Source organism: Streptomyces sp. NPDC006265 (assembly GCF_040613555.1).
Taxonomy (GTDB): domain Bacteria; phylum Actinomycetota; class Actinomycetes; order Streptomycetales; family Streptomycetaceae; genus Streptomyces.
In genome coordinates this window covers 1-21,107 of record NZ_JBEXSH010000018.1, presented here as the reverse complement: position 1 = coordinate 21,107, position 21,107 = coordinate 1, and the positions used below count along the sequence as shown (strand labels likewise).

Genomic DNA, 21,107 nt, shown 5'->3' with positions numbered 1-21,107 from the left:
AGGAGCCATGCGTATTCAGGTGCGGCGCACGGGCGGGTTCGCGGGCATCGAGCGGCATGCCGAGGTGGACACCTCGGACCGGCCCGATGCCTCCGAATGGCACGCCCTCGCGGAGCAGGCCGTGGCCGCCGGCCGGAGCACACCGCCGGTCGGGGTCCCGGACGGGTTCACCTACCAGCTCACGGTGGACGGGAAGACCGTGTACTGCGCGGATCCCCGGCTGACGGACGACCAGCGGAAACTGATCTCGCGGGTGCTGAAGGAAGGGGCCTGACGGGTCCGTGTCACCGGCCGGGCGACAGCTCCTTCCCGCCCGGCCGTTGACTTCCGTTACCGCCGGTACGGATGATCCAGCGCATGGCGACTGACGCAGGCAATCCGATCCCCCGCTTCCCGGCCGGCTTCCTCTGGGGCGTCTCCACCTCCGCGCACCAGATCGAGGGCGCCGCGGACGAGCGCGAGCCGTCCGTGTGGGACGCCTTCGCGGCCGAGCCGGGACGGGTGAAGGACGGCTCGACGGCGGCGGTGGCCTGCGACCACGTCCACCGCCACCGCGAGGACGTGGTACTCCTGGCCGGCCTGGGCGTGAACGCCTACCGCTTCTCCGTCTCCTGGCCGCGGGTGCGCTCCGAGAAGGGCCTGGACTTCTACGACCGGCTGGTCGACGACCTGTGCGCGGCCGGCGTCCGCCCCGTCCCGACGCTGTTCCACTGGGACCTGCCCGCGGACCTGGACTGGCTGGAGCGGGACACGGCCGGGCGCTTCGCCGAGTACGTGGCGCTGGTCGCGGACCGTCTCGGCGACCGCGTGACGAAGTGGATCACTCTGAACGAGCCCGCCGAGCACACCCTGCTGGGCCACGCCCTGGGCACGCACGCGCCGGGCAAGCGACTGCTGTTCGACGCCCTGCCGGCCGCCCACCACCAGCTGCTCGCCCACGGCCTGGCCGTACGGGCCCTGCGCGCCTCGGGTGCGTCGGACATCGGCATCGCCAACTCGCACGGCCCGACCTGGGCGGCGTCGACCGAGGCGGCGGACATGGAGGCGGCGGAGTTCTACGACCTGCTGCTGAACCGCCTGTTCGCGGACCCGCTGCTGCTCGGCCGCTACCCGGACGGCATCGGCGAGCTGATGCCCGGGGACGTCGAGGCGGACCTGAAGGTGATCGCCGAGCCGCTCGACTGGTACGGGATCAACTACTACGCCCCGACCCGGGTGGGAGCCCCGCGGGGCGCTGAGATCGAGTTCGGCGGGATCACCATGCCCGCCGAACTGCCCTTCTCCGTCCGCGAGATCGAGGGCCACCCGGTCACGGACTTCGGCTGGCCCGTCGTCCCCGAAGGACTCACCGAGCTCCTCACCACCTTCCGCGACCGTTACGGCGACCGGCTCCCGCCCGTCGTCATCACCGAGAACGGCTGCTCCTACCCGGGCGCCGACGACCAGGACCGCATCGCCTACCTGGACGGCCACGTCCGGGCCCTGCACCGGGCGGTGGAGGCGGGCGTCGACGTGCGCGGCTACTTCGTGTGGTCCCTGCTCGACAACTTCGAGTGGGCGGAGGGCTACGCACGCCGCTTCGGCCTGGTCCACGTCGACTTCGACACCCAGGAGCGCACCCCCAAGGCGTCCTACCACTGGTACCGGGAGCTGCTGAGGGCGCAGGGGCCTACGGCTTGATGCCCACCCCGGTCCACAGGCTGACCTCGGCGTCCGTCGGGGCGTCGCCCCCGGTGGCGTTCGGGAAGCCGCCGCGCAACACGGCCGCGCGCATCCGGGTGTGGGGAGCAGGCCCGTGGCTTGCTGCGGCTCATTAGGGAGTGACGGCAGGGCCTTGGCGGCGTCGTCGAGGGACAGGCCCGCGCCCTGCCGGGCCACCTTGAGCCGGCGACCCAGGATCATACGGAGAACGGTGGGGGCGCCGGTGCCGGATCGCGCGTCGTTCACGCAGTACCTCCTGGAGGGTCGTCACCGCCGCCGTTTTCGCTGGGATTTGCATCTTTCACCAGATCGTTCCGCCCGGCGACACCGTCCTTGTCAACGACCCGGGACTACAGTCCCGGGCTTGCACAGCGGGCGCCACTGGCTGTGGTGCTGCGTTTGCGTCCTGTCCCACCCCCGGGTTTCGGGGGTGGATCTGGGGCGGTTGACTGCGCCCCGCGTCGCCACGACTTCCGCCAGCGTCCGGTAGGCGTCACAGGTCTTCTTGATGGTGTGCCGAGCGGCCTGCGCCCCCAGCCCCCACCGCTGCTTGATCTCGGCGTAGGTGTGCTCACGCAGAGCGAAGTTCCGCTTCACGTCCCTCTCGAACGCCACCTCGGACACCCAGGAAGCCGCCTCGTTGCAGGCATGCAGGGTCGCCTCAAGTGCCGCCGCCTGCACGGGCGTCGGCAACAGTCGGACCTGCACCACCAGCTTCACGACACCGACTCTACGGACACGGCCGCACAAACAGACGACTTCCGTACACCCGTCCAACCGAACCCCCGGATGCCGCGACGCTCCGCGTCGCCCTCACCGGACGCGATTCCTCCCGGGGCTGAAGCCCCGGGGTTCCTCGCGAGATACCGCTGAAGTTGTCAGGCAGATAGTTGCAGCGTGAACTGCCCTACGAGCATAGTTACTTGTGTGACCAGGGTTCCGGAAGCAACTCCCCCCTCCGGCCGGTCCGTTGTCCGCTCGTCCCTTCCTTGACTGCGCCCACCCCCCACGGAAGGCGATCGCCGTGTCCCCCCACACGACATCCACTCCCCGGTTCCTGGACGCGGTGCGCCCGGACCGCACCGACTGGCTGGAGCTGCCCCCACAGCGGACCAGCGTCAGAGCCGCCCGCCATGCCATGGGCGCGCGGCTGACCTCGTGGCAGGTGCCCGAGGAGGTGTGCGCGAGCGCCGTGCTGCTCGTGTCCGAGCTGGTCACCAACGCCGTGCTGCACACGCTCAGCGAACGGATCCTGTGCGGCGTCCAGCTGATGACGGACGCGCGCTTCCGGCTGGAGGTCCACGACGGCGACCTCACGGGCCACGGCATCCCCGACCGCTGCCCCGGCCCCGAGGACGAGGGGGGCCGCGGCCTGCTCCTCGTCCGGGAGATAGCCGACAGCTGGGGCATCACCCGCTCGACCCTCACGGGCGGAAACGCGGTGTGGGCGAGCCTGGGGACGGCTTTATAAGGCGGTGCGGGGACGTGGACGCCGAGAGGCCAAGGCTCGCGCCATGGCCTCGCGGAACCTCAGAACCCCAGCTTGCGCAACTGCCTCGGATCCCGCTGCCAGTCCTTCGCCACCTTCACATGCAGGTCGAGGAAGACGGGTGTACCCAGCAGCGCCTCGATCTGCTTGCGGGACTTGATGCCGACCTCCTTCAGTCGCTTGCCCTTGGGGCCGATGATGATGCCCTTCTGGCTGGGGCGCTCGATGTAGACGAAGGCGTGGATGTCGAGGAGGGGCTTGTCGGCGGGGCGGTCCTCGCGGGGGAGCATCTCCTCGACGACGACCGCGATGGAGTGCGGCAGCTCGTCACGGACGCCCTCCAGCGCGGCCTCGCGGATCAGCTCCGCGATCATGACCTGCTCGGGCTCGTCGGTCAGGTCGCCCTCGGGGTAGAGCGCGGGGCCCTCGGGCAACAGGGGCACGATCAGGTCGGCCAGCAGACCCACCTGATCGTCGCCGACCGCCGACACCGGGACGATCTCCGCCCACTCGAAGCCCAGCTCCTTGCCGAGCTGGTCGATGGCGATCAGCTGCTCGGCGAGCGTCTTGCTGTCCACGAGGTCGGTCTTGGTGACGATCGCGATCTTCGGCGTCTTCTTGATGGACGCCAGTTCCTTCGCGATGAAACGGTCGCCGGGGCCGAGCTTCTCGTTCGCCGGCAGACAGAAGCCGATCACGTCGACCTCGGCCCACGTCGTGCGCACGATGTCGTTGAGCCGCTCGCCCAGCAGGGTGCGCGGCTTGTGCAGACCCGGGGTGTCGACCAGGATCAGCTGGGCGTCCGGGCGGTGCACGATGCCCCGCACGGTGTGCCGCGTCGTCTGCGGCTGGTTCGCCGTGATCGCCACCTTCTGGCCGACCAGAGCATTCGTGAGGGTGGACTTGCCCGCATTGGGACGGCCCACGAAGCAGGCGAAACCGGCCCTGTGGACAGCTCCGGCCGGCTCTTCGGATGACTGGGTACGAACGCTCATGCCGCCCATTCTCCCTGATCCCCGGAGCCGCCCCGTACCGGACGCCCTCCGTGAGCTTCCCGAAACCCTCACGCAACGAAACGTCACGGAAACACACCCGTACGCAACCGGAAACGAGGGCCGGTGAACCTCTGACGAGCCCCCGCACCGTTGGAGACAACCGTGACCCTCGCCGCCGCAAGCGCCGACACCGGTGACACCGCCTGGCTGCTCGCCGCCACCGCCCTCGTCCTGCTGATGACCCCGGGCCTGGCCCTCTTCTACGGCGGCATGGTCCGCACGAAGAGCGTGCTCAACATGCTGATGATGAGCTTCGTGTCGATCGCCCTGGTGACGGTGGTGTGGCTGGCGGCCGGCTACTCCCTGGCCTTCGGCGAGGACGCGGCGGGCGGATTCATCGGCGGGCTGGACCACGTCGGCATGAGCGGCCTCGGCCCGGACAGCGTCCAGGGCACGGTGCCCACGGTCCTGTTCGCCACCTTCCAGCTCACCTTCGCGATCGTCACGGCCGCGCTGGTCAGCGGCGCGGTCGCCGACCGGGCGAAGTTCGCCGCGTGGCTGGTCTTCGTGCCGGTGTGGGCGCTGCTCGTATACGTTCCGGTCGCGCACTGGGTGTGGGGCCCGGGTGGCTGGATCCTGGAGCGGCTGGGCGCCCTGGACTTCGCGGGCGGGCTGCCCGTGGAGATCGTCTCCGGCGCCTCGGGACTGGCGTTGTGCCTGGTCCTGGGCCCGCGCATGGGCTTCAAGAAGGACGCCATGCGCCCGCACAACCTGCCCATGGTGATGCTGGGCGCCGGTCTGCTCTGGTTCGGCTGGTTCGGCTTCAACGCCGGCTCGGCGCTCGGCGCCAACGGCCTCGCGGCCGCCGCGTTTATCAACACCCTGTCCGCGGGCTGCACGGGGCTGCTCGGCTGGCTCTTCGTGGAGCAGAGGCGCGACGGCCATCCCACGACCCTGGGCGCCGCGTCCGGCGCGGTCGCGGGGCTGGTCGCCATCACCCCCTCCTGCGGGTCCGTCTCGCTGCTCGGCGCGCTGGTCGTGGGCCTCGCGGCCGGCACCGTCTGCTCGTACGCCGTGAGCTGGAAGTTCAAGCTGAACTACGACGATTCCCTGGACGTCGTCGGCGTCCACCTGGTCGGCGGTGTCATCGGCACGCTCCTCATCGGCGTCTTCGCCGTCGAGTCCATGACGGGCGGCGCCGAGGGCCTCCTCCACGGTGGCGGCCTCGGTCAGCTCGGCAAGCAGCTGGTGGCCGTGGTCGTGGTGGCGGTGTACGCGTTCGGTGTGACGTACGGGATCGGAAAGCTGATCGACGTCACGATGGGCCTGCGCGCGAGCGAGGAACAGGAGCAGACCGGACTGGACCTTACGGTGCACGCCGAGACGGCCTACGATCACGGGGTCCTGGGCCACGGCGCCCCGGTCTCCTCCTCCGTCGTCCCCCACGCCCAGAAGGTCACCCCCCAGGCATGAAGCTCATCACCGCGATCGTCAAGCCGTACCGACTCGACGAGGTCAAGAACGCCCTGCAGGAACTCGGCGTGCACGGCCTGACCGTGAGCGAGGCCAGCGGCTACGGCCGGCAGCGCGGTCACACCGAGGTGTACCGCGGCGCCGAGTACCAGGTCGACCTGGTGCCCAAGGTCCGTATCGAGGTCGTCGTCGAGGACGCGGACTCCGAGGCCGTCATCGACGCGGTCGTGAAGGCCGCGCACACCGGCAAGATCGGCGACGGCAAGGTGTGGGCGCTGCCCGTCGACACGGTCGTACGGGTGCGGACGGGCGAGCGCGGCCCCGACGCGCTCTGACACCGGGGCCGCGCCGCCGCGGTCTCAGTCGAACACGAACGGGCCCGGCGACTGCGGCCCGGTCGCCGTGCAGGTGATGGTGATGCCGAAGACGGTCATCTTCAGCGAGCCGCCGAAGGCCTCCAGGCTGTCGCCGGAGGCCACGGTGCCGCTGAGCGGGCCGACCTCGACGGGTGCGCCGGCGGCCATCGCCGGGTTCTCCGTGCCGGCGAAGTCGACGGTTCCGCCGCCGGCCTTCACCAGGGTGAGGGTGGACGCTATCGAGTCCTCTCCCAGCGCGATGGGCGCCGTGATCGCGGAGGACGTGACGGTGAGGGTGGCGGCGGTGCCGTCCTGCGTGGCCGTGAGGGTGGCCTCGCCGCTGCCGAAGGTGCCGCAGTCCGCGGTGATCGTCGCCGTCTGGGGGGTGACGGCGAGGGCCGCGGGGGCGAAGGCGAGCCCGGTGACCGCGAGGGCCCCGGCCGCCAGTGCCGCACCTGCTCCGATTCGCTTGCATCTCATGGGATTCCGGCTCCGTTTCCGTGGGGGGCGGACCGCTCGGCGCATGGATGCGGGCACACCGCCGAGAGTCGAATCTGACGGTCCGTCGGAACTGTCGGTTCCATTGATGCGTGTGGGGCAGGCGGCGGCAAGGTTGAAAACTGGCCTAATTACCGCCGGTTACAGCGAAGTTCAGCCGGCGGTGACGGTGGTCCGGACCGTGCCGTCGGGCCCCGCCACCAGAACCGGCGTCCCCGCACCACCGAGGTCCCGCACGGCCGCCCGGTCCGCGTCGGAAGCGGTCTCCGCCTCCGTCACGACCGCCGCCGCCTCCAGGGACGTCGCGCCCGAGGCCACCGCCATCGCCACCGCCGTCTGCAGGGCACTGAGCTTCAGGGAGTCGAGGGCCACGGTGCCCGCGACATAGGTGCGTCCGGTCTCGTCCCGTACGGCCGCGCCCTCCGGCACGCCGTTGCGGGCCCGCGCAGAGCGGGCCAGGGTGACGATCTTGCGGTCCTCGGGGTCGAGCGCGCTGCTGTCGGTCATGATCCGAGCATACGTAGCGACCGCCCCGGCCCCGTCTCAGGGCCGGTCGAGGCGCAGGCGGTCCGCTCGGGGCAGGCCCGCGACGACCAGGTCGTACGAGTCCTCGATGAGCTCGCGGACCAGTTGGTCCGGGAGCTCGCCGTCGACCGTGACGGTGTTCCAGTGGCGCTTGTTCATGTGCCAGCCGGGGACGATGAGGCCCTCGTACTCGCCGCGGAGGCGCACCGCCGCGTCCGGGTCGCACTTGAGGTTGGCCTTGAGGGGGCGCGCGTCGAGGTGCGACAGGGCGAACAGCTTGCCCTGCACCTTGAAGACCGAGATCTCGGGGCTGAAGGGGAAGTCCTCCACCGCCGCATTGAAGGACAGGCAGAACGCGCGCAGTTCCTGCGGGGTCACTCCGGCTTCTCCTCCTCGGGCGGGTCCGCCGGGCCCACCGGCTCCGCCAGCACCGTCACGATCTTGTTCCGGCGGCCGGCCGCGGCCTCCGCGGTCAGCCGCAGTTCCCGGCCGTCGGGGAGGTCCACGACGGACGAGGCACCCGCGATGGGGACGCGCCCCAGCGCCTTGGCCAGCAGGCCGCCGACCGTCTCGACGTCCTCGTCGTCGAACTCCTCCAGGCCGTACAGCTCGCCCAGGTCGCCGATGTCGAGGCGGGCCGTGACGCGGAAGCGGTCGCCGCCGAGCTCCTCGACCGGCGGCAGTTCACGGTCGTACTCGTCGGTGATCTCGCCGACGATCTCCTCGAGGATGTCCTCGATGGTGACGATGCCGGCGGTGCCGCCGTACTCGTCGATGACGACGGCGACGTGGTTGCGCTCTTTCTGCATCTCGCGCAGCAGATCGCCGGCGTTCTTGGTGTCGGGCACGAAGAACGCCGGGCGCATCGCCGTGGACACCTGCTCGGACTCGGCGTCGCGGCTGATGTGCGTCCTGCGGACCAGGTCCTTCAGATACACGATGCCGACGATGTCGTCCTCGCTCTCCCCGGTCACCGGGATGCGCGAGAAGCCGGAGCGCAGGGCGAGGGTGAGGGCCTGGCGGATGGTCTTGAAACGCTCGATGACCACCAGGTCCGTGCGCGGGACCATGACCTCGCGGACGAGGGTGTCGCCGAGCTCGAAGACGGAGTGCACCATGCGGCGCTCCTCGTCCTCGATGAGGGACTCCTTCTCGGCGAGGTCGACCAGGGCGCGCAGCTCCGCCTCGGAGGCGAACGGGCCGCGGCGGAAGCCCTTGCCGGGTGTGAGCGCGTTGCCGATGAGGATCAGCAGCGACGGGATCGGGCCCATGATCCGGGCCAGCGGCACCAGGACGTACGCTGAGACCGTCGCCGTGTTCAGCGGGTGCTGGCGGCCGATGGTGCGCGGGGAGACACCGACGGCGACGTACGACACGAGGACCATGACCGCGATGGCGACCAGGAGGGCCTCGGTGGTGCCGTCGAACGCCTTCAGACAGCCGTAGGTGATCAGCGCTGCGGCGGCCATCTCGCAGGCGACGCGGACCAGCAGCGCCACGTTGAGGTAGCGGGTCGGGTCGGCGGCGACCTGGGAGAGCTTGGCGCTGCCGCGGCGGCCGGAGCGCACGGCTTCCTCGGCGCGGAAGCTGGAGACACGCGCGAGGCCCGCCTCCGCGCAGGCGGCGAGCCAGGCCACGACGACCAGGGCGACGGCGCCCAGGGCGAGTTGCGGACTCATCGGCGGGCTTAAGAGACCGTCGGCGCCGGGGACGGGCCGGTCAGGCCCCGATCCCCGCGCCAGCCGTCCACGATGGCCGCCTGGAGGCCGAACATCTCGGCCTTCTCGTCCGGTTCCTCGTGGTCGTAGCCCAGCAGGTGCAGCACCCCGTGGACGGTGAGCAGCTGCAGCTCCTCGTCCATGGAGTGCTCCGTCTCCGCGTCCTTGCCCTGTTTCTCGGCGACCTCGGGGCACAGCACGATGTCGCCGAGGAGCCCCTGCGGCGGCTCGTCGTCGTCCTTGGAGGGCGGCCGCAGCTCGTCCATCGGGAAGGACATGACATCCGTCGGACCGGGGAGGTCCATCCACTGGATATGGAGCTGCTCCATGGCGTCGGCGTCCACGACGATCACCGAGAGCTCGGAAAGCGGGTGGATGCGCATCCGTGCGAGCGCGTAGCGGGCGATGTCGAGGATCGCCTGCTCGTCGACCTCGGTGCCGGACTCGTTGTTGACGTCGATCGACATGGTGCTGTGTGTGTCTACTTCCCCTTGTGCCCGGACTTGCCGCGGCTCTTGTGCGCGCCGTTCTCGGTGCCGTGCGTGGTGTCGTACTTCTCGTACGCGTCGACGATACGGCCCACCAGCCTGTGCCGGACGACGTCCTGGGACGACAGCCGGGAGAAATGGACGTCCTCGACGCCGTCCAGGATGTCCTGCACCTGGCGCAGGCCGCTCTTCGTCCCGTCGGGCAGGTCGACCTGCGTCACGTCACCCGTGATCACGATCTTCGAGTCGAAGCCGAGGCGGGTGAGGAACATCTTCATCTGCTCGGGGCTGGTGTTCTGGGCCTCGTCCAGGATGATGAAGGCGTCATTCAACGTACGGCCTCGCATGTACGCCAGCGGCGCGACCTCGATGGTGCCCGCCGCCATCAGCCGCGGGATCGAGTCCGGGTCGAGCATGTCGTGCAGTGCGTCGTAGAGCGGGCGCAGGTACGGGTCGATCTTCTCGTAGAGCGTGCCCGGGAGGAAGCCGAGCCGCTCTCCGGCCTCGACCGCGGGGCGGGTCAGGATGATGCGGTTGACCTGCTTGGACTGCAGGGCCTGCACCGCCTTGGCCATCGCCAGGTAGGTCTTGCCGGTGCCGGCGGGGCCGATGCCGAAGACGATCGTGTGCTTGTCGATCGCGTCGACGTAGCGCTTCTGGTTGAGCGTCTTGGGGCGGATCGTTCGGCCGCGCGAGGACAGGATGTTCTGCGTGAGCACCTCGGCCGGGGTCTCCTGGCCGTCGCTCTCGCCGTTGTCGCTCGCCTTCAGCATGGCGATCGAGCGTTCCACTGCGTCCTCCGTCATCGGCTGCCCGGTGCGGAGCACCAGCATCATCTCGTCGAACACGCGCGCAATGAGGGCGACGTCCTTCGGGTCGCCGACCGCGCTGATCTCGTTGCCCCGGACGTGGATGTCGGCCGCCGGGAAGGCCTTCTCGACCACGCGCAGGAGGGAGTCGCCGGACCCCAGCACGGTCACCATGGGGTGCTGGGCGGGGACGGTGAGCTGCGCTCTCGCCTGCTCCTGCGCGGGGGTGTGGGCTGTCGATGATTGAGTCATGGGCCGGCGCTTAAGGCCTGCGGTTCCTCCTCGTCACGGCCGCACAGCTGAGGGCGGCCTCGCGACTCCCAGGGTACGACGGGGGAGTGACAACGCCGTAGGGGTTTTGGCGGCCGGGTTGTCACCCGGGCCCACGGGAGTCTCACGCCGAGCGCCGGAAGCCGATCGTCGGCACGGCCCTGCGCAGCGGCCAGGGCCTCACCAGTTCCTCCGACACCAGGTCGGCCAGGAACCCGTACCTCTCCAAGGCCACCGCCGACTGCCCCTCGACCGACTGCACCTTCCGCCACCACGCGGCGATCTCCGACCAGCCCGGCGCCGACAGCGACCCGCCGAACTCCTGCACCGACAGCGCCGCGGTCAGCCCGGCGAAGGCCAGCCGGTCGGCGAGCGGCCAGTCCGCCAGCGTCCCGGCGACGAACCCGGCGACGAACACGTCACCGGCCCCGGTCGGATCGAGCGCCTCGACCTCGATGGCCGGCACCTCCGCCGTCTCGCCCGTGCGCCGGTCCACCGCGTAGGCCCCGTCCGCGCCGAGGGTGACCACCGCGAGCGGCACGTACTCGGTCAGGGCGTGCGCGGCGGCCCGGGGGCAGTCCGCGCCCGTGTACCGCATCGCCTCCTGCGCGTTGGGCAGGAATGCCTCGCAGTGCCGCAGGTCGGGCAGCTCCGCCAGGTCCCACGCCCCGGTGTCGTCCCAGCCGACGTCGCCGAACACCCGGGTGCCGTTGCTCGCGGCCTGTCCGATCCAGGGCGCGCTCACACCGGGGGCGAGGGAGGCGACGGCGGCACGCGCGCGGGAGGGGCAGACGGGTGCGGGCTCCTCGGGGGGCGGCTCGTGGCCGTGCGAGACCATCGTGCGCTCGCCCTCGTAGGCCATGGATACGGTCACCGGGGAGTGCCAGCCGGGCACCGTGCGCGACGGTGCGAGGTCGATGCCCTCGCCGTGTTCCAGGGCGTCCCAGCAGTAGTCGCCGTAGTGGTCGTCGCCGAAGGCGGCCGCGAGGGAGGTGCGCAGACCGAGGCGGGCCAGGGCGGTGGCCATGTTGGCGACGCCGCCGGGGGTCCACCCCCTTGCGCGCGCCCAGGACACCGTCCCGCGCACCGGGGCGGAGTCGAGCCCGGTGAAGATGATGTCCAGGAAGACGGTGCCGGTGAGGTAGACGTCCCAGGGTGGGTCGTCCGGTGTGCGCAGCGGGGCGAGGGGATCGACCTGGCTCTGGCGGTGCGATCCCTTTCCGGCCGGGCCCTTTCCGGCCGGGGCGGTGGACGCGGTCACTGTGCGCTCCCTGACGTGGTGCGGATCAGGCCAGTCTGCACCACATCACCGACGACGTGACGGCGATCACGCCGGGCCCACCCGTCCCGTCAGTGCACGCCGGGCCCTGGCACGCCCCCTCCCCCGGCCTCGGCGGGTCTCACCAGCGGGGCATCGCGGGCGTCACCCACTCCGGGTCGGCGATCCGCATCGCCGCCGCGTCGTCACGGTCGCGCAGGGTGCCGTCGTCGTCCAGCCACCGCCGGTGCAGTGCGGCCAGCCGGGCGCGGTCGATCTCCACGCCGAGGCCGGGCGCGTCGGACACGGCGGCCTTGCCGCTCTCGAAGGTGAGCCGCTCGGTGAGGACGTCCTCGGACTGCCAGGGGTAGTGGGAGTCGCAGGCGTGGTGGAGGTTCGGGACGGTGGCCGCCACGTGGGTCATCGCGGCGAGCGAGATGCCGAGGTGGGTGTTGGAGTGCATCGACACGCCGACGCCGAAGGTGCGGCAGACGGCGGCGAGCTGCTGGGTGTTGCGCAGTCCGCCCCAGTAGTGGTGGTCGGAGAGCACGACCTGGACGGCACCCTTGGTGAACGCCTCCTTGATCTCGGCGAAGGTCGTCACGCACATGTTGGTGGCGAGCGGCACCCCGGTGCGCTCGGCGACCTCGGCCATGGCGGGCGTGCCGAGCGCCGGGTCCTCCAGGTACTCCAGGACCTCGCCCAGCTCCTGGGCCACCCGCACCGACGTCTCCACGGACCAGGCGCCGTTGGGGTCCAGGCGCAGCGGATGTCCGGGGAACGCCTCGGCCAGGGCCTTGATTGCCGCGATCTCCTCGTCGGGCGGGAAGACTCCGCCCTTGAGCTTGAAGGAGGTGAAGCCGTACCGCTCCGTGAAGCGGCGGGCCTGCTCCACGACCCCCGCCGGATCGACGGCGGCGCCCCAGTCGTCCTTCTCGGCGGGTACGCCCTCGGGGTGGCCGGCCCACTTGTAGAAGAGGTAGGCGCTGTACTCGACGGCGTCGCGCACCTTGCCGCCGAGCAGCGCGTGCACGGGCAGTCCGAGCGCCTTGCCGAGGGCGTCCAGGCAGGCGACCTCGAAGCCGGAGACGACGGACAGCCGCAGCTTGTCGGCGGTCTGGACGCCGCGCAGCCCGCCGACGTCGACGGCGCTCTCGACGCGGGAGGCGTCCACCGCGACCCGGGCCGCGAGCGTGAACAGGCCGTTCAGGTCACTGACCTGGCGTCCCTTCAGCCGCTCGGCGAAGGGCCGGGCCGGCTCCAGGTACTTGGCGTCGCCGTAGGTCTCCCCCACGCCGGTGATCCCGTCCGCCGTGACGACCTCGACGATGAGCCGGGGCCTGTACGGCTGGTGGACGCCCTGGGTGTTCAGCAGCGGCGGGTCCGCGACCAGGATCGGCGTGAGCCGTACGTCGGTGATGGTGAGGTTCACAGAGAGGCTCCCACGAGGTCGAGTCCGGCGGTGAGGAGGGCGGTGAGGGCGGCCAGGTCGGCGGGCGAGGGGTCGGTGAGCGGGGCGCGGACCGGGCCGACCCGGTGACCACGGAGCCGGCCGCCGCCTTCACCAGCGACACGGCGTACCCGGGGACGCGGTCGCGCAGTTCGACGAGCGGGACGTAGAAGTCGCGCAGCAGCTTGTCGACGGTGCCGTGGTCGTCGTCGCGCAGGGCGGTGAAGAAGGCGCCGGCGATCTCGGGGGCGAAGACGTGGACGGCGGAGGAGTAGGCGGGGACGCCGACGGTGGCGATGGGGGTCCCCCCTGCTCGAACGCAGTTGAGAGCTTGGGGGAGCAGGCCTGGATCTCGGCGGTGGAGGCGCCGTTGAAGAACAGGAAGTCCTCGGGTGCGGCCAGCGTGAGGCGCTGCAGGCGGTCCAGGTCGCTGTGGCCGTCCTTGAGGCCGATGACGTCCGGCAGGGCGGCGATGCGGCGGAGCGAGTCGGCGGTGAAGGCGACCTGGCCGCACTGGTAGGCGATCAGGGGCAGCGGGGTGCGGGCGGTGATCTGCTCCAGCTGGGCGACCAGGCCGTCCCGCGGGGCGGCGACCAGGTAGTGCGGCAGCACCAGGAGTGCGTCGGCTCCGGCGTCCTCGGCGATGCGCGCGAACCGGACGGCCTGTGCCCAGCCGTAGCCGGTGCCCGCGACCACGGGGACGCGGCCGGCCGCCTCCTCGACGGTGATGGTGACGACCTGCCGGTACTCGTCCTCGTCGAGCGAGAAGAACTCGCCGGTGCCGCAGGCGGGGAAGACGGCGCCGGGCGCGGCGGCGAGCCGTTCGGCGACATAGGCACGGAAGCCGTCCGGGTCGAGGGTGCCGTCGTCGCGGAAGCCGGTCAGCGGGAACGACAGTACGCCGCCCGCCATGCCCTCCCGCAGCCGCTGCGCGACCGCCACCGGTCCAGCGCTCACGGTCACCCCCCAATCATCTCCTTATGTAGACGCCATCTATATATGAGAATGAGGGCTGAGTATGCGAACGTCAACCGCCCGGGCGGCCCGATTACCATCGGCACATGTCAGACACAGGGGGCGCCCGCGAGGTGAAGTCCGCGGCGCGCACGGTCGAGCTGCTGGAACTCCTCGCCGCGCGCGGCGACCGTCCGGCCCGGCTCCAGGAGCTGGCCGACGAACTCGGCGTGCCGCGCAGCTCGATGTACGCGCTGCTGCAGACCCTGATCTCACGCGGCTGGGTCCGCACCGACGTCACCGGCTCCCTGTACGGCATCGGCATCCACGCCCTGCTCACCGGCACGAGCTACCTCGACTCCGACCCGCGGGTCCGGGCGGTGCGGCCATACCTCGACGAGGCGTCCGAGGCGCTCGGCGAGACCATCCACATGGGCCGGCTGGACGGCCGGGACGTGGCATATCTGGCCACGCGGGAGTCACACGAGTACCTGCGGACCATCAGCCGGGTGGGACGGCGCCTGCCCGCGCACGTCGGGGCCCTGGGCAAGGCCCTGCTGGCCGAGCGCCCGGACGGCGAGCTGCCCGAGGGCCCCTACGAGGCGCTGACGCCGAACTCGCACACGAGCCGGGAATCCCTGCTGGCCGACCTCGCGCAGACCCGGTCCCGCGGCTGGTCCGTGGACCGCGAGGAGGGCGTGACCGGCATCGCCGGCTTCGGGTTCGCGCTGCGCTACGACAGCCCCGCGCTGGACGCAATCAGCTGCTCGGTGCCCGTCGCGCGGCTCACGCACGCGCACGAGGAGCGGATCGTCGCCGTGATGCGGGAGATCCGGATCAAGGCCGAGGCGACCGTTCCGTCGGGGTCCGGATCGGTGCACTGGCGCTAGCGAAAACGCCGTAGGCACCTGCCGAAGGGAGCGCTTCTACCCGGGCTTCAGCACCCCAAACGCAACGTGCTCCAGATCACAGGCCTCGGGCTCCCGTGTGCGACTACGTGCTTGATACAAATTGCTCGCGCGTTCCTGTCCGTCGACGGTCGTCGCCCACCCCCCTTTCCCCCGCTCCTTTCGCATGCCCTGGGAACGCCCGTGTTCGCCCCCCGCACCACTCCCTGGCCCCTCGTCGCCCTTTTCACGGCCGGGTACCTCGCTCCGTATCTGCTGCCCACCACCGTCGGCAGGCTCGACTCGGACCTTCCGCTCTCCGCCACCCAGGCCGGCGCCGTCGGCAGTGCCCTGCTGCTGAGTTCCGCCACCGCCGGATTCGTCCTCGTCTCCCGGGCCGAACGGGTCGGAGCCCGCACCCTCGCCCGGCTCGGCCTCACCCTCGCCCTGCTCGGCTACGGCGGTGCCGCCCTGACCACCGCCGTCCCCGGCGTCGTCGCCGGCGCGATCGTCGGCGGGTTCGGCTCCGGCACGGCCACCACCGTCGCCGCGACCCTCATCGCGGGTCTGGGGGCGCCCCCTGCTCGAGCGGAGCCGAGAGCTTGGGGGAACGATCCGCACCGGGCCTCCACGGGCGGACTGCTCACCGTCTCCGCCCTCGCGGGCGCCGTGTACCTGACCGTGCCGTACCTCGGCCCGGGGCACGGTCTGCCGCTGGCCGCGATCGCGCTCACGGCCCTGGCCGTCTGGCCGCTCACCGGCCGCCTCCCCGCCGGCACGCCCGTCGCGCCCGCCCGGCACGACAAGGCCCGGCTGCCGCACGCCCGCTCGGGCCTGCTGCTGGCCGCCGCCATGGTGTGCTGGTCGCTCGCCCAGAACTCCCTGTGGGGGGTGAGCGGACGCATCGGCCTGGAGCAGGCGCACCTCGGCGAGGCCACCGTCGGCGTCGTCTTCGCCCTCGGACTGGGCGCCGGCCTGGCCGGCGTCCTCGCGGCGGGCGCCCTCGGGGCCCGCCTCGGGCGGGCCGTGCCCATCGGCGGCGGCACGGTCCTCATCGCCGTCTGCATCGCGCTCAGCGCCTCCGCGAGCGACCTCGGGAGCTTCGCGGCCGGCGAGATCGCCTGGAACACGCTCTACCCGGTGGTGCTGTCGTACCTCATCGGGCTCGCCGCCTCACTCGACCCGCGCGGCCGCTGGGCGGTGCTGGTCGGCTCGGCGTCCTCGCTGGGCACGGCCGCCGGGCCGCTGACCGGCAGCGTGCTGTCGGCGCAGGCCGGGTTCCCGGTCATGGGCGCGGTCCTCGGCGCCGGGCTGCTGGTGATCGCCCTGCCGATGACCGCCGTCGCCCTGCACACCGGCGGACGCCCGCTGCTGCCCGGCGCGATCCGCCGCCGCGGCGGCCACCCGGCCGCCCTGGTCGCCGCCGCCACGGGCACACCCAGCGGCGCGATCCCCGAGATCGGCGCCCCGGAGCAGCCGGTGGTGGAGATCCCCGTGGAGGCCGCTGCCGTCCCCGCCCAGCGCGCCTACGACAAGGCGGGGTCGGAGGTCTTCTGAGGCCCTACGGGTTCGGCTGGAACGCGTAGTCCTCCACCTCGGCGAGATACCGCGTCCGCCGCTCCTCGTCGTCCTCCAGAAAGGAGGCGAGGAAGGAGTTGCGGGCGAGCTCGCGCAGCCGCTCCTCGGTGAGGCCGAGGGTGGCGCGCACGGCGTCGAAGTTGTCGCCGGCGTAGCCGCCGAAGTAGGCCGGGTCGTCGGAGTTGACCGTGCACATCAGGCCGGCGTCCAGCATGGCGGGCAGGGGGTGGTCGGCGAGGGTGTCGACGGTGCGCAGCCGGACGTTGGACCGCCCGAGACCAGCGACCCCACGTACAGCGACCTGCCGTCGAGGCTGACACCGGCCGCGGTGTGCTCGTCACGCGACACCGCTGCCGACCGCAGCGCCGTGTCGCCCTCGCCGAGCGCACCCGGCGCCGTGTCCGGGTCGGTGCCGCTGTTGCCCGTGGGGATCCGTACGAGCCGGTGCTTGCCGTCCACGAAGTACAGGTAGTCGGGGTGCCGAGCCGAGCTCCGGGAGGCAGCCGCGTCGGCCGCCCCCCGCGTGAGCGAGCACAGCTCCGACCCGCCGGCCCGCAGCCCGACCTCGTCCACCGCAGGGCTGAGGTTGCGCAACGTGAACATGATCTGGGCGGCCATCTCCTGGCAGCGGTTGGTACCGACGCCCGCCGCCTTGTGGTTGAGCGGGACCGTCAGCTTGTTCCGGTCGTCGGGCGTCAGCGCGCCGGCGTCCTTCGCCAGCGCCGTACCGGTGGGGAAGCTCGACCTGACCACGGGTCCCAGCCATCGCGTGGGCCCGTTGAGCAGCGAGTTCACCATCTGCGTCATGGGATCCACGCGCCGGCGCACATAGACGGGGTCGGCGACGGCGGTCGGCTGGGACTTCGACCCGGCCGCGTCGGTGTTCGAGGCGAAGTAGTACTTACTGACGGACATGTAGTTGCGCAGGAAGTCCGACTCACCGATGACGACACCCTGCGGCAGCGCGTCGATCCGCCACTGCCGCTTGCTGTCCTGCGTCAGGTGCACGCTCCTGCCGTACGCCCCTGTCGCTGGCGCGTAGGCCTGCTGCGCGTCGACGGTGGCGACCTTGGTGCCGGTCAGCATGTACGAGATCTCGCCGGTGTCGTCCCCGCCGCCGCCCGCCTCCGGTTTGGCGCCGGGTCCGTCGGTCAGCACCGTGGCCGACGCCTCGGGCCGCCACGCCTTCGCGGCTTCGCCGGTCAGGTACTGGCGCGCGGTCTTGTAGTGCGGATCGTCGCTGGTCAGCGCCTCCAGGAAGCCCTGCACGATCTCCGAGGGCGGCGCGTCCTCCCCCGGTGGCACGGCGAAGACCCGCACCTGGGTCTCCTGGCGCGGGGTGGAATCCACGCCCCGCAGATCCCCGCTGTCCGGCATCGAGGCGCAGCCCGCCAGCACCAGGACGCCACCGGCGGCGTACGCCATCACGCGCGCGGTTCTGCGCCGGCCGCGCCCCTCGCGGTCAGCGCCCACGAGATGCCTCCCCTGGCCTGTCCACGTCCCCCGGCCGGGTCGCCCGGCCGCCCCCGCTGTCCTCGTCCCGCGGCCCGTTCACCACCGGATCCCGTCCGGTCCGGCCACCGGCACCCCTGTCACGCCCGGGCCCCTCCTGATCACTCACACCCCGGCCGGGATCCGGTTGCCCGGCCCCCGCCGACGCGTCCTGCCGCCGGGTGCGCGAGGCGGGCCTCGGCACCACGCGTGAACCATTGCCGGGCAGCGCCGTCGGGTCCGCGGTGGGGACGACACGCGGCGGTATCGGGTCCCGCTTCGCCCCCTGCCGCACCGGCCCGCTCACCGGCTGCGCCGGCACGGTCGCCCGTTTCTCGCCCTCCCCGCCGCGCGGCAGCCCGGCGTCGTCGAGGCCCCGGTTCCGCCGTGAGTCCTTGGGCTCCAGCGGTATCGGAGAGCCCCGCAGCGGCTCGTCGGCGGTCCTGGGCAGCGTCAGCCGGAACTGGGAGCCACCGCCCGGCTCGCCCCACGCCTGCAGCCAGCCGCCGTGCAGCCGCGCGTCCTCCAGGGCGATGGACAGCCCCAGGCCCGTACCACCCGTGGTACGCGCGCGTGCCGGATCGGCCCGCCAGAAGCGGCTGAACACACGGGTCGCCTCGCCCGGCTTGAGCCCGACCCCGTAGTCCCGCACCGCCACGGCGACCGCGCCGCCCGCCGCGGCGAGCTTGACGACGACGTCCTTGCCCTCGCCGTGCTCGACGGCGTTGACGACGAGGTTGCGCAGCACACGCTCCACGCGCCGGGCGTCGGCCTCCGCGACCACGGGCTGCTGGTCGCCCAGAATCCGGATCTGCGTGCCCTTGCGCTCCGCGAGCGGCTCGGCCCCGCTGACCACCCGCCGTACGACGTCCCTGAGGTCGATCGGCTCCGCCTCCAGGGCCGCGGCGCCTGCGTCGAACCGGCTGATCTCCAGCAGGTCCGCGAGCAGCGACTCGAACCGGTCCAGCTGGTCGGCGAGCAGTTCCGCCGACCGCGCGGTCACCGGGTCGAAGTCCACACGCGCCTCGTGGATGACGTCCGCGGCCATCCGTACGGTCGTCAGCGGCGTACGCAGCTCGTGCGACACGTCCGACACGAACCGGCGCTGCATCCGCGACAGGTCCTCCAACTGGCTGATCTTCAGCTGAAGGTTCTGCGCCATCTTGTTGAAGGCCTCACCGAGCCGCGCGATGTCGTCCTCACCGGTGACCTTCATACGTTCCTGAAGCCGCCCGGCCGACAGCCGCTCCGCGATTCCCGCCGCCATCCGCACCGGCGTGACGACCTGTCGCACGACGAGCCAGGCGATGGCCCCGAGCAGGACCACGACGAAGAGCCCGGCCGTCGCCAGCGTGCCCTTGACCAGGCTCAGCGACTTCTCCTCCTGGGTGAGCGGGAAGAGGTAGTAGAGCTGGTACGGGTCACCGTTGGGGTCGTTGACCTGCTTGCCGATGATCAGGCCCGGCTGGGAGTCCTTGGTCGGGTTGTTGTACGTGATGCGGGTGTAGCTCTGCGCGGCCGTCGTACTGGTCCCGATCCGCTCGCGCAGGTCGGCGGGCACGCTCCTGCTCCAGTCCACCTCGCCGGAGGCACGCTGCCCGCGGCCGCCCCCGGCGTCGGACGCCGGGAGCGTCACCACGTCGAAGGCGCCCTGGCCGCCGCTCGACAGCGAGGAGACGAGGTCGCTCATCCACGGGGTGACGTTCTGCGCGGGACGCCCGTCCGTGGTGGCGGCGTCGTCGCCGGTGCCGCTCGCCACCTCGTCGGCCCGCTGCTTGGCCACCGCGAAACCGCCCGTGGCCTGGCTCTGGGACGCCTTCACCTTGGCGTCCAGCAAGCCGTTGCGCACCTGCCCGATGACGACGAAGCCCAGCAGCAGCACCACGCCCAGCGACATCAGCAACGTCGTGACGACGACCTTGAGCTGGATGTTGCGCCGCCACAGCCGCATGACGGGCAGCAGCGGTCGGCGCACCCACCGCATGAGCAGGCGGATGACCGGGCTGCCCTGGACCCCGCCCTGAAGCAACCCGCTCTCCAGGAACCGCGCCCAGCGGGAGCCGGACTTCTTCCGCCCGACAGGCCGCTCCGGGCGGGCCCCGGACCGGCCGGGCGCCGAAGCGGCACTGTCGCCGGACATGTCAGCTCGGCCCTGCCTTGTACCCGACACCACGGACGGTCACCACGATCTCCGGCTTCTCCGGGTCCTTCTCGACCTTGGAGCGCAGCCGCTGCACATGAACGTTGACCAGCCGCGTGTCCGCCGCGTGCCGGTATCCCCAGACCTGCTCCAGCAGCACCTCGCGCGTGAACACCTGCCACGGCTTGCGCGCGAGCGCGACCAGCAGGTCGAATTCCAGCGGCGTCAGCGCGATCGACTGCCCTTCCCGCTTCACGGAGTGCCCCGCCACGTCGATGACCAGGTCACCGATGGCGAGCTGCTCCGGAGCGGGCTCCTCCGACCTGCGGAGTCGCGCCCGGATCCGGGCCACCAGCTCCTTCGGCTTGAACGGCTTCACGATGTAGTCGTCAGCGCCCGATTCCAGGCCCACGACGACGTCGACCGTGTCGCTCTTCGCCGTCAGCATCACGATCGGCACACCCGACTCCGCCCTGATCAGACGGCACACCTCGATGCCGTCCCGGCCGGGCAGCATCAGGTCGAGCAGCACCAGATCGGGCTTGGCCTCACGGAACGCGGCCAGCGCCTTGTCACCGTCGGCCACGAACGACGGCTCGAAACCCTCACCACGCAGCACAATGCCGAGCATCTCGGCCAGTGCGGTGTCGTCGTCGACGACAAGGACTCGTCCCTTCATAAACGACATCATCCCATTCTCATAACGGTGGCGAAGGCAGTGGTGAGGTAGGTCACCGGCCAGTGACCATAGTCGCAGCAAGCGCTACTGTCTGCCCTGGCCCGCCCGCCGATGATCTCGACGCGGTCACCGACGGCCCCGTTCCCGGGCCCGGAACGGCGGCGAAAGGGCCCAGGACCGGGCGAGGCCGAGGAGAGCCGGCGAACGAGGGTGCCGGAGCCCGCTCCGCCCCGCACACCCTCCGCGGCGCCCGGCTCAGCCCGCCGTGACCGCGTGCGACCGCGCACACACCTCGGCCAGTGCCTCGGCGGTCACAGGCGAAACGACGCCCTCCTCCGTGACGATCGC

18 protein-coding genes and 6 pseudogenes are annotated in these 21,107 nt (G+C 71.6%); 7 read left to right on the top strand and 17 right to left on the bottom strand.

Annotated features, from left to right (window positions below; translation table 11 throughout):
- Nucleotides 1-7 precede the first annotated feature (7 nt).
- Together ABZ281_RS03475 and ABZ281_RS03470 are read left to right on the top strand one after the other, a co-directional pair.
- Nucleotides 8-274, top strand: a complete 267-nt coding sequence (locus ABZ281_RS03475; RefSeq protein ID WP_356651648.1) for a protealysin inhibitor emfourin — start codon at nt 8-10, stop codon at nt 272-274.
- Nucleotides 275-357: 83 nt separating this feature from the next.
- Nucleotides 358-1,680 (top strand): GH1 family beta-glucosidase, encoded by a 1,323-nt coding sequence (locus tag ABZ281_RS03470; RefSeq protein WP_356651646.1) that lies wholly within the window; start codon nt 358-360, stop codon nt 1,678-1,680.
- A 147-nt stretch (nt 1,681-1,827) separates the two neighbouring features.
- On the opposite strand, the pseudogene ABZ281_RS03465 reads toward ABZ281_RS03470, so the two are convergent.
- Nucleotides 1,828-1,947: pseudogene (locus ABZ281_RS03465) on the bottom strand (transcriptional regulator); the annotation flags it as partial.
- A gap of 231 nt (nt 1,948-2,178) precedes the next feature.
- Nucleotides 2,179-2,421: pseudogene (locus tag ABZ281_RS03460) on the bottom strand (RNA-guided endonuclease TnpB family protein); the annotation flags it as partial.
- Between the two features lie 304 nt (nt 2,422-2,725).
- On the opposite strand from ABZ281_RS03460, the gene ABZ281_RS03455 reads away from it, so the two are divergent.
- Nucleotides 2,726-3,172, top strand: a complete 447-nt coding sequence (locus ABZ281_RS03455; RefSeq protein WP_356651644.1) for an ATP-binding protein — start codon at nt 2,726-2,728, stop codon at nt 3,170-3,172.
- 59 nt (nt 3,173-3,231) lie between these two features.
- On the opposite strand, the gene era is transcribed toward ABZ281_RS03455, so the two are convergent.
- Nucleotides 3,232-4,194 carry a GTPase Era gene (gene era / locus ABZ281_RS03450; protein ID WP_142164030.1) on the bottom strand — a complete coding sequence of 321 codons (963 nt, stop codon included), beginning with the start codon at nt 4,192-4,194 and terminating at the stop codon, nt 3,232-3,234.
- 153 nt (nt 4,195-4,347) lie between these two features.
- Between era and ABZ281_RS03445 the strand changes: the two genes are divergently transcribed.
- Together ABZ281_RS03445 and ABZ281_RS03440 are read left to right on the top strand one after the other, a co-directional pair.
- Nucleotides 4,348-5,658, top strand: coding sequence for an ammonium transporter (locus ABZ281_RS03445; RefSeq protein ID WP_356651642.1), 1,311 nt, complete (start codon nt 4,348-4,350; stop codon nt 5,656-5,658).
- Nucleotides 5,655-5,993 carry a P-II family nitrogen regulator gene (locus ABZ281_RS03440; protein WP_097216529.1) on the top strand — a complete coding sequence of 113 codons (339 nt, stop codon included), beginning with the start codon at nt 5,655-5,657 and terminating at the stop codon, nt 5,991-5,993. The genes ABZ281_RS03445 and ABZ281_RS03440 overlap by 4 nt, the downstream gene beginning before the upstream one ends.
- A 24-nt stretch (nt 5,994-6,017) precedes the next feature.
- Here the strand turns inward: ABZ281_RS03440 and ABZ281_RS03435 are convergent, their stop codons facing one another.
- The 9 genes and pseudogenes from ABZ281_RS03435 to ABZ281_RS03395 all read right to left on the bottom strand — a co-directional run bounded on the left by ABZ281_RS03435 (nt 6,018) and on the right by ABZ281_RS03395 (nt 13,942).
- A complete protein-coding gene (locus ABZ281_RS03435) occupies nt 6,018-6,494 on the bottom strand; it encodes a hypothetical protein (protein ID WP_356651640.1) in 477 nt (158 codons plus the stop codon).
- A 171-nt stretch (nt 6,495-6,665) separates the two neighbouring features.
- Nucleotides 6,666-7,019 carry a cytidine deaminase gene (locus tag ABZ281_RS03430; protein WP_030836448.1) on the bottom strand — a complete coding sequence of 118 codons (354 nt, stop codon included), beginning with the start codon at nt 7,017-7,019 and terminating at the stop codon, nt 6,666-6,668.
- A 36-nt stretch (nt 7,020-7,055) separates the two neighbouring features.
- On the bottom strand, nt 7,056-7,415 hold the full coding sequence (locus ABZ281_RS03425) for an MmcQ/YjbR family DNA-binding protein (protein ID WP_356651638.1): 360 nt from the start codon (nt 7,413-7,415) through the stop codon (nt 7,056-7,058).
- Nucleotides 7,412-8,716 (bottom strand): hemolysin family protein, encoded by a 1,305-nt coding sequence (locus ABZ281_RS03420; protein ID WP_356651636.1) that lies wholly within the window; start codon nt 8,714-8,716, stop codon nt 7,412-7,414. Before ABZ281_RS03420 ends, ABZ281_RS03425 begins: the two co-directional genes overlap by 4 nt.
- A gap of 8 nt (nt 8,717-8,724) precedes the next feature.
- Nucleotides 8,725-9,222, bottom strand: coding sequence for an rRNA maturation RNase YbeY (gene ybeY, locus ABZ281_RS03415; protein WP_356651634.1), 498 nt, complete (start codon nt 9,220-9,222; stop codon nt 8,725-8,727).
- Nucleotides 9,223-9,236: 14 nt separating this feature from the next.
- Complete coding sequence (locus ABZ281_RS03410) at nt 9,237-10,304, bottom strand: PhoH family protein (protein WP_356651632.1); 1,068 nt, start codon at nt 10,302-10,304, stop codon at nt 9,237-9,239.
- A gap of 142 nt (nt 10,305-10,446) precedes the next feature.
- Nucleotides 10,447-11,583: a PfkB family carbohydrate kinase gene (locus ABZ281_RS03405; protein ID WP_356651630.1), complete on the bottom strand. Its 1,137-nt coding sequence runs from the start codon at nt 11,581-11,583 to the stop codon at nt 10,447-10,449.
- Between the two features lie 139 nt (nt 11,584-11,722).
- On the bottom strand, nt 11,723-13,012 hold the full coding sequence (locus ABZ281_RS03400; protein ID WP_356651628.1) for a glucarate dehydratase family protein: 1,290 nt from the start codon (nt 13,010-13,012) through the stop codon (nt 11,723-11,725).
- Nucleotides 13,009-13,942, bottom strand: a pseudogene (locus tag ABZ281_RS03395) (5-dehydro-4-deoxyglucarate dehydratase). The gene ABZ281_RS03400 and the pseudogene ABZ281_RS03395 overlap by 4 nt, the downstream one beginning before the upstream one ends.
- Before the next feature lie 149 nt (nt 13,943-14,091).
- Here ABZ281_RS03395 and ABZ281_RS03390 point away from each other — a divergent pair.
- Nucleotides 14,092-14,874 carry an IclR family transcriptional regulator gene (locus tag ABZ281_RS03390; protein ID WP_356651626.1) on the top strand — a complete coding sequence of 261 codons (783 nt, stop codon included), beginning with the start codon at nt 14,092-14,094 and terminating at the stop codon, nt 14,872-14,874.
- Nucleotides 14,875-15,075: 201 nt separating this feature from the next.
- Complete coding sequence (locus ABZ281_RS03385; RefSeq protein ID WP_356651624.1) at nt 15,076-16,428, top strand: MFS transporter; 1,353 nt, start codon at nt 15,076-15,078, stop codon at nt 16,426-16,428.
- Nucleotides 16,429-16,432: 4 nt separating this feature from the next.
- Here ABZ281_RS03385 and ABZ281_RS03380 read toward each other — a convergent pair.
- From ABZ281_RS03380 to ABZ281_RS03360, 5 genes and pseudogenes are all read right to left on the bottom strand, one after another.
- Nucleotides 16,433-16,717: pseudogene (locus ABZ281_RS03380) on the bottom strand (adenosine deaminase); the annotation flags it as partial.
- Nucleotides 16,717-17,922: pseudogene (locus ABZ281_RS03375) on the bottom strand (LpqB family beta-propeller domain-containing protein); the annotation flags it as partial. The pseudogenes ABZ281_RS03375 and ABZ281_RS03380, both read right to left, overlap by 1 nt.
- Nucleotides 17,912-20,080, bottom strand: a complete 2,169-nt coding sequence (gene mtrB, locus ABZ281_RS03370) for an MtrAB system histidine kinase MtrB (protein ID WP_356651622.1) — start codon at nt 20,078-20,080, stop codon at nt 17,912-17,914. The pseudogene ABZ281_RS03375 and the gene mtrB, both read right to left, overlap by 11 nt.
- Before the next feature lies 1 nt (nt 20,081).
- Nucleotides 20,082-20,771 carry a two-component system response regulator MtrA gene (mtrA, locus tag ABZ281_RS03365; protein WP_193478414.1) on the bottom strand — a complete coding sequence of 230 codons (690 nt, stop codon included), beginning with the start codon at nt 20,769-20,771 and terminating at the stop codon, nt 20,082-20,084.
- 243 nt (nt 20,772-21,014) lie between these two features.
- A pseudogene (locus tag ABZ281_RS03360) lies at nt 21,015-21,107 on the bottom strand (S-methyl-5-thioribose-1-phosphate isomerase); the annotation flags it as partial.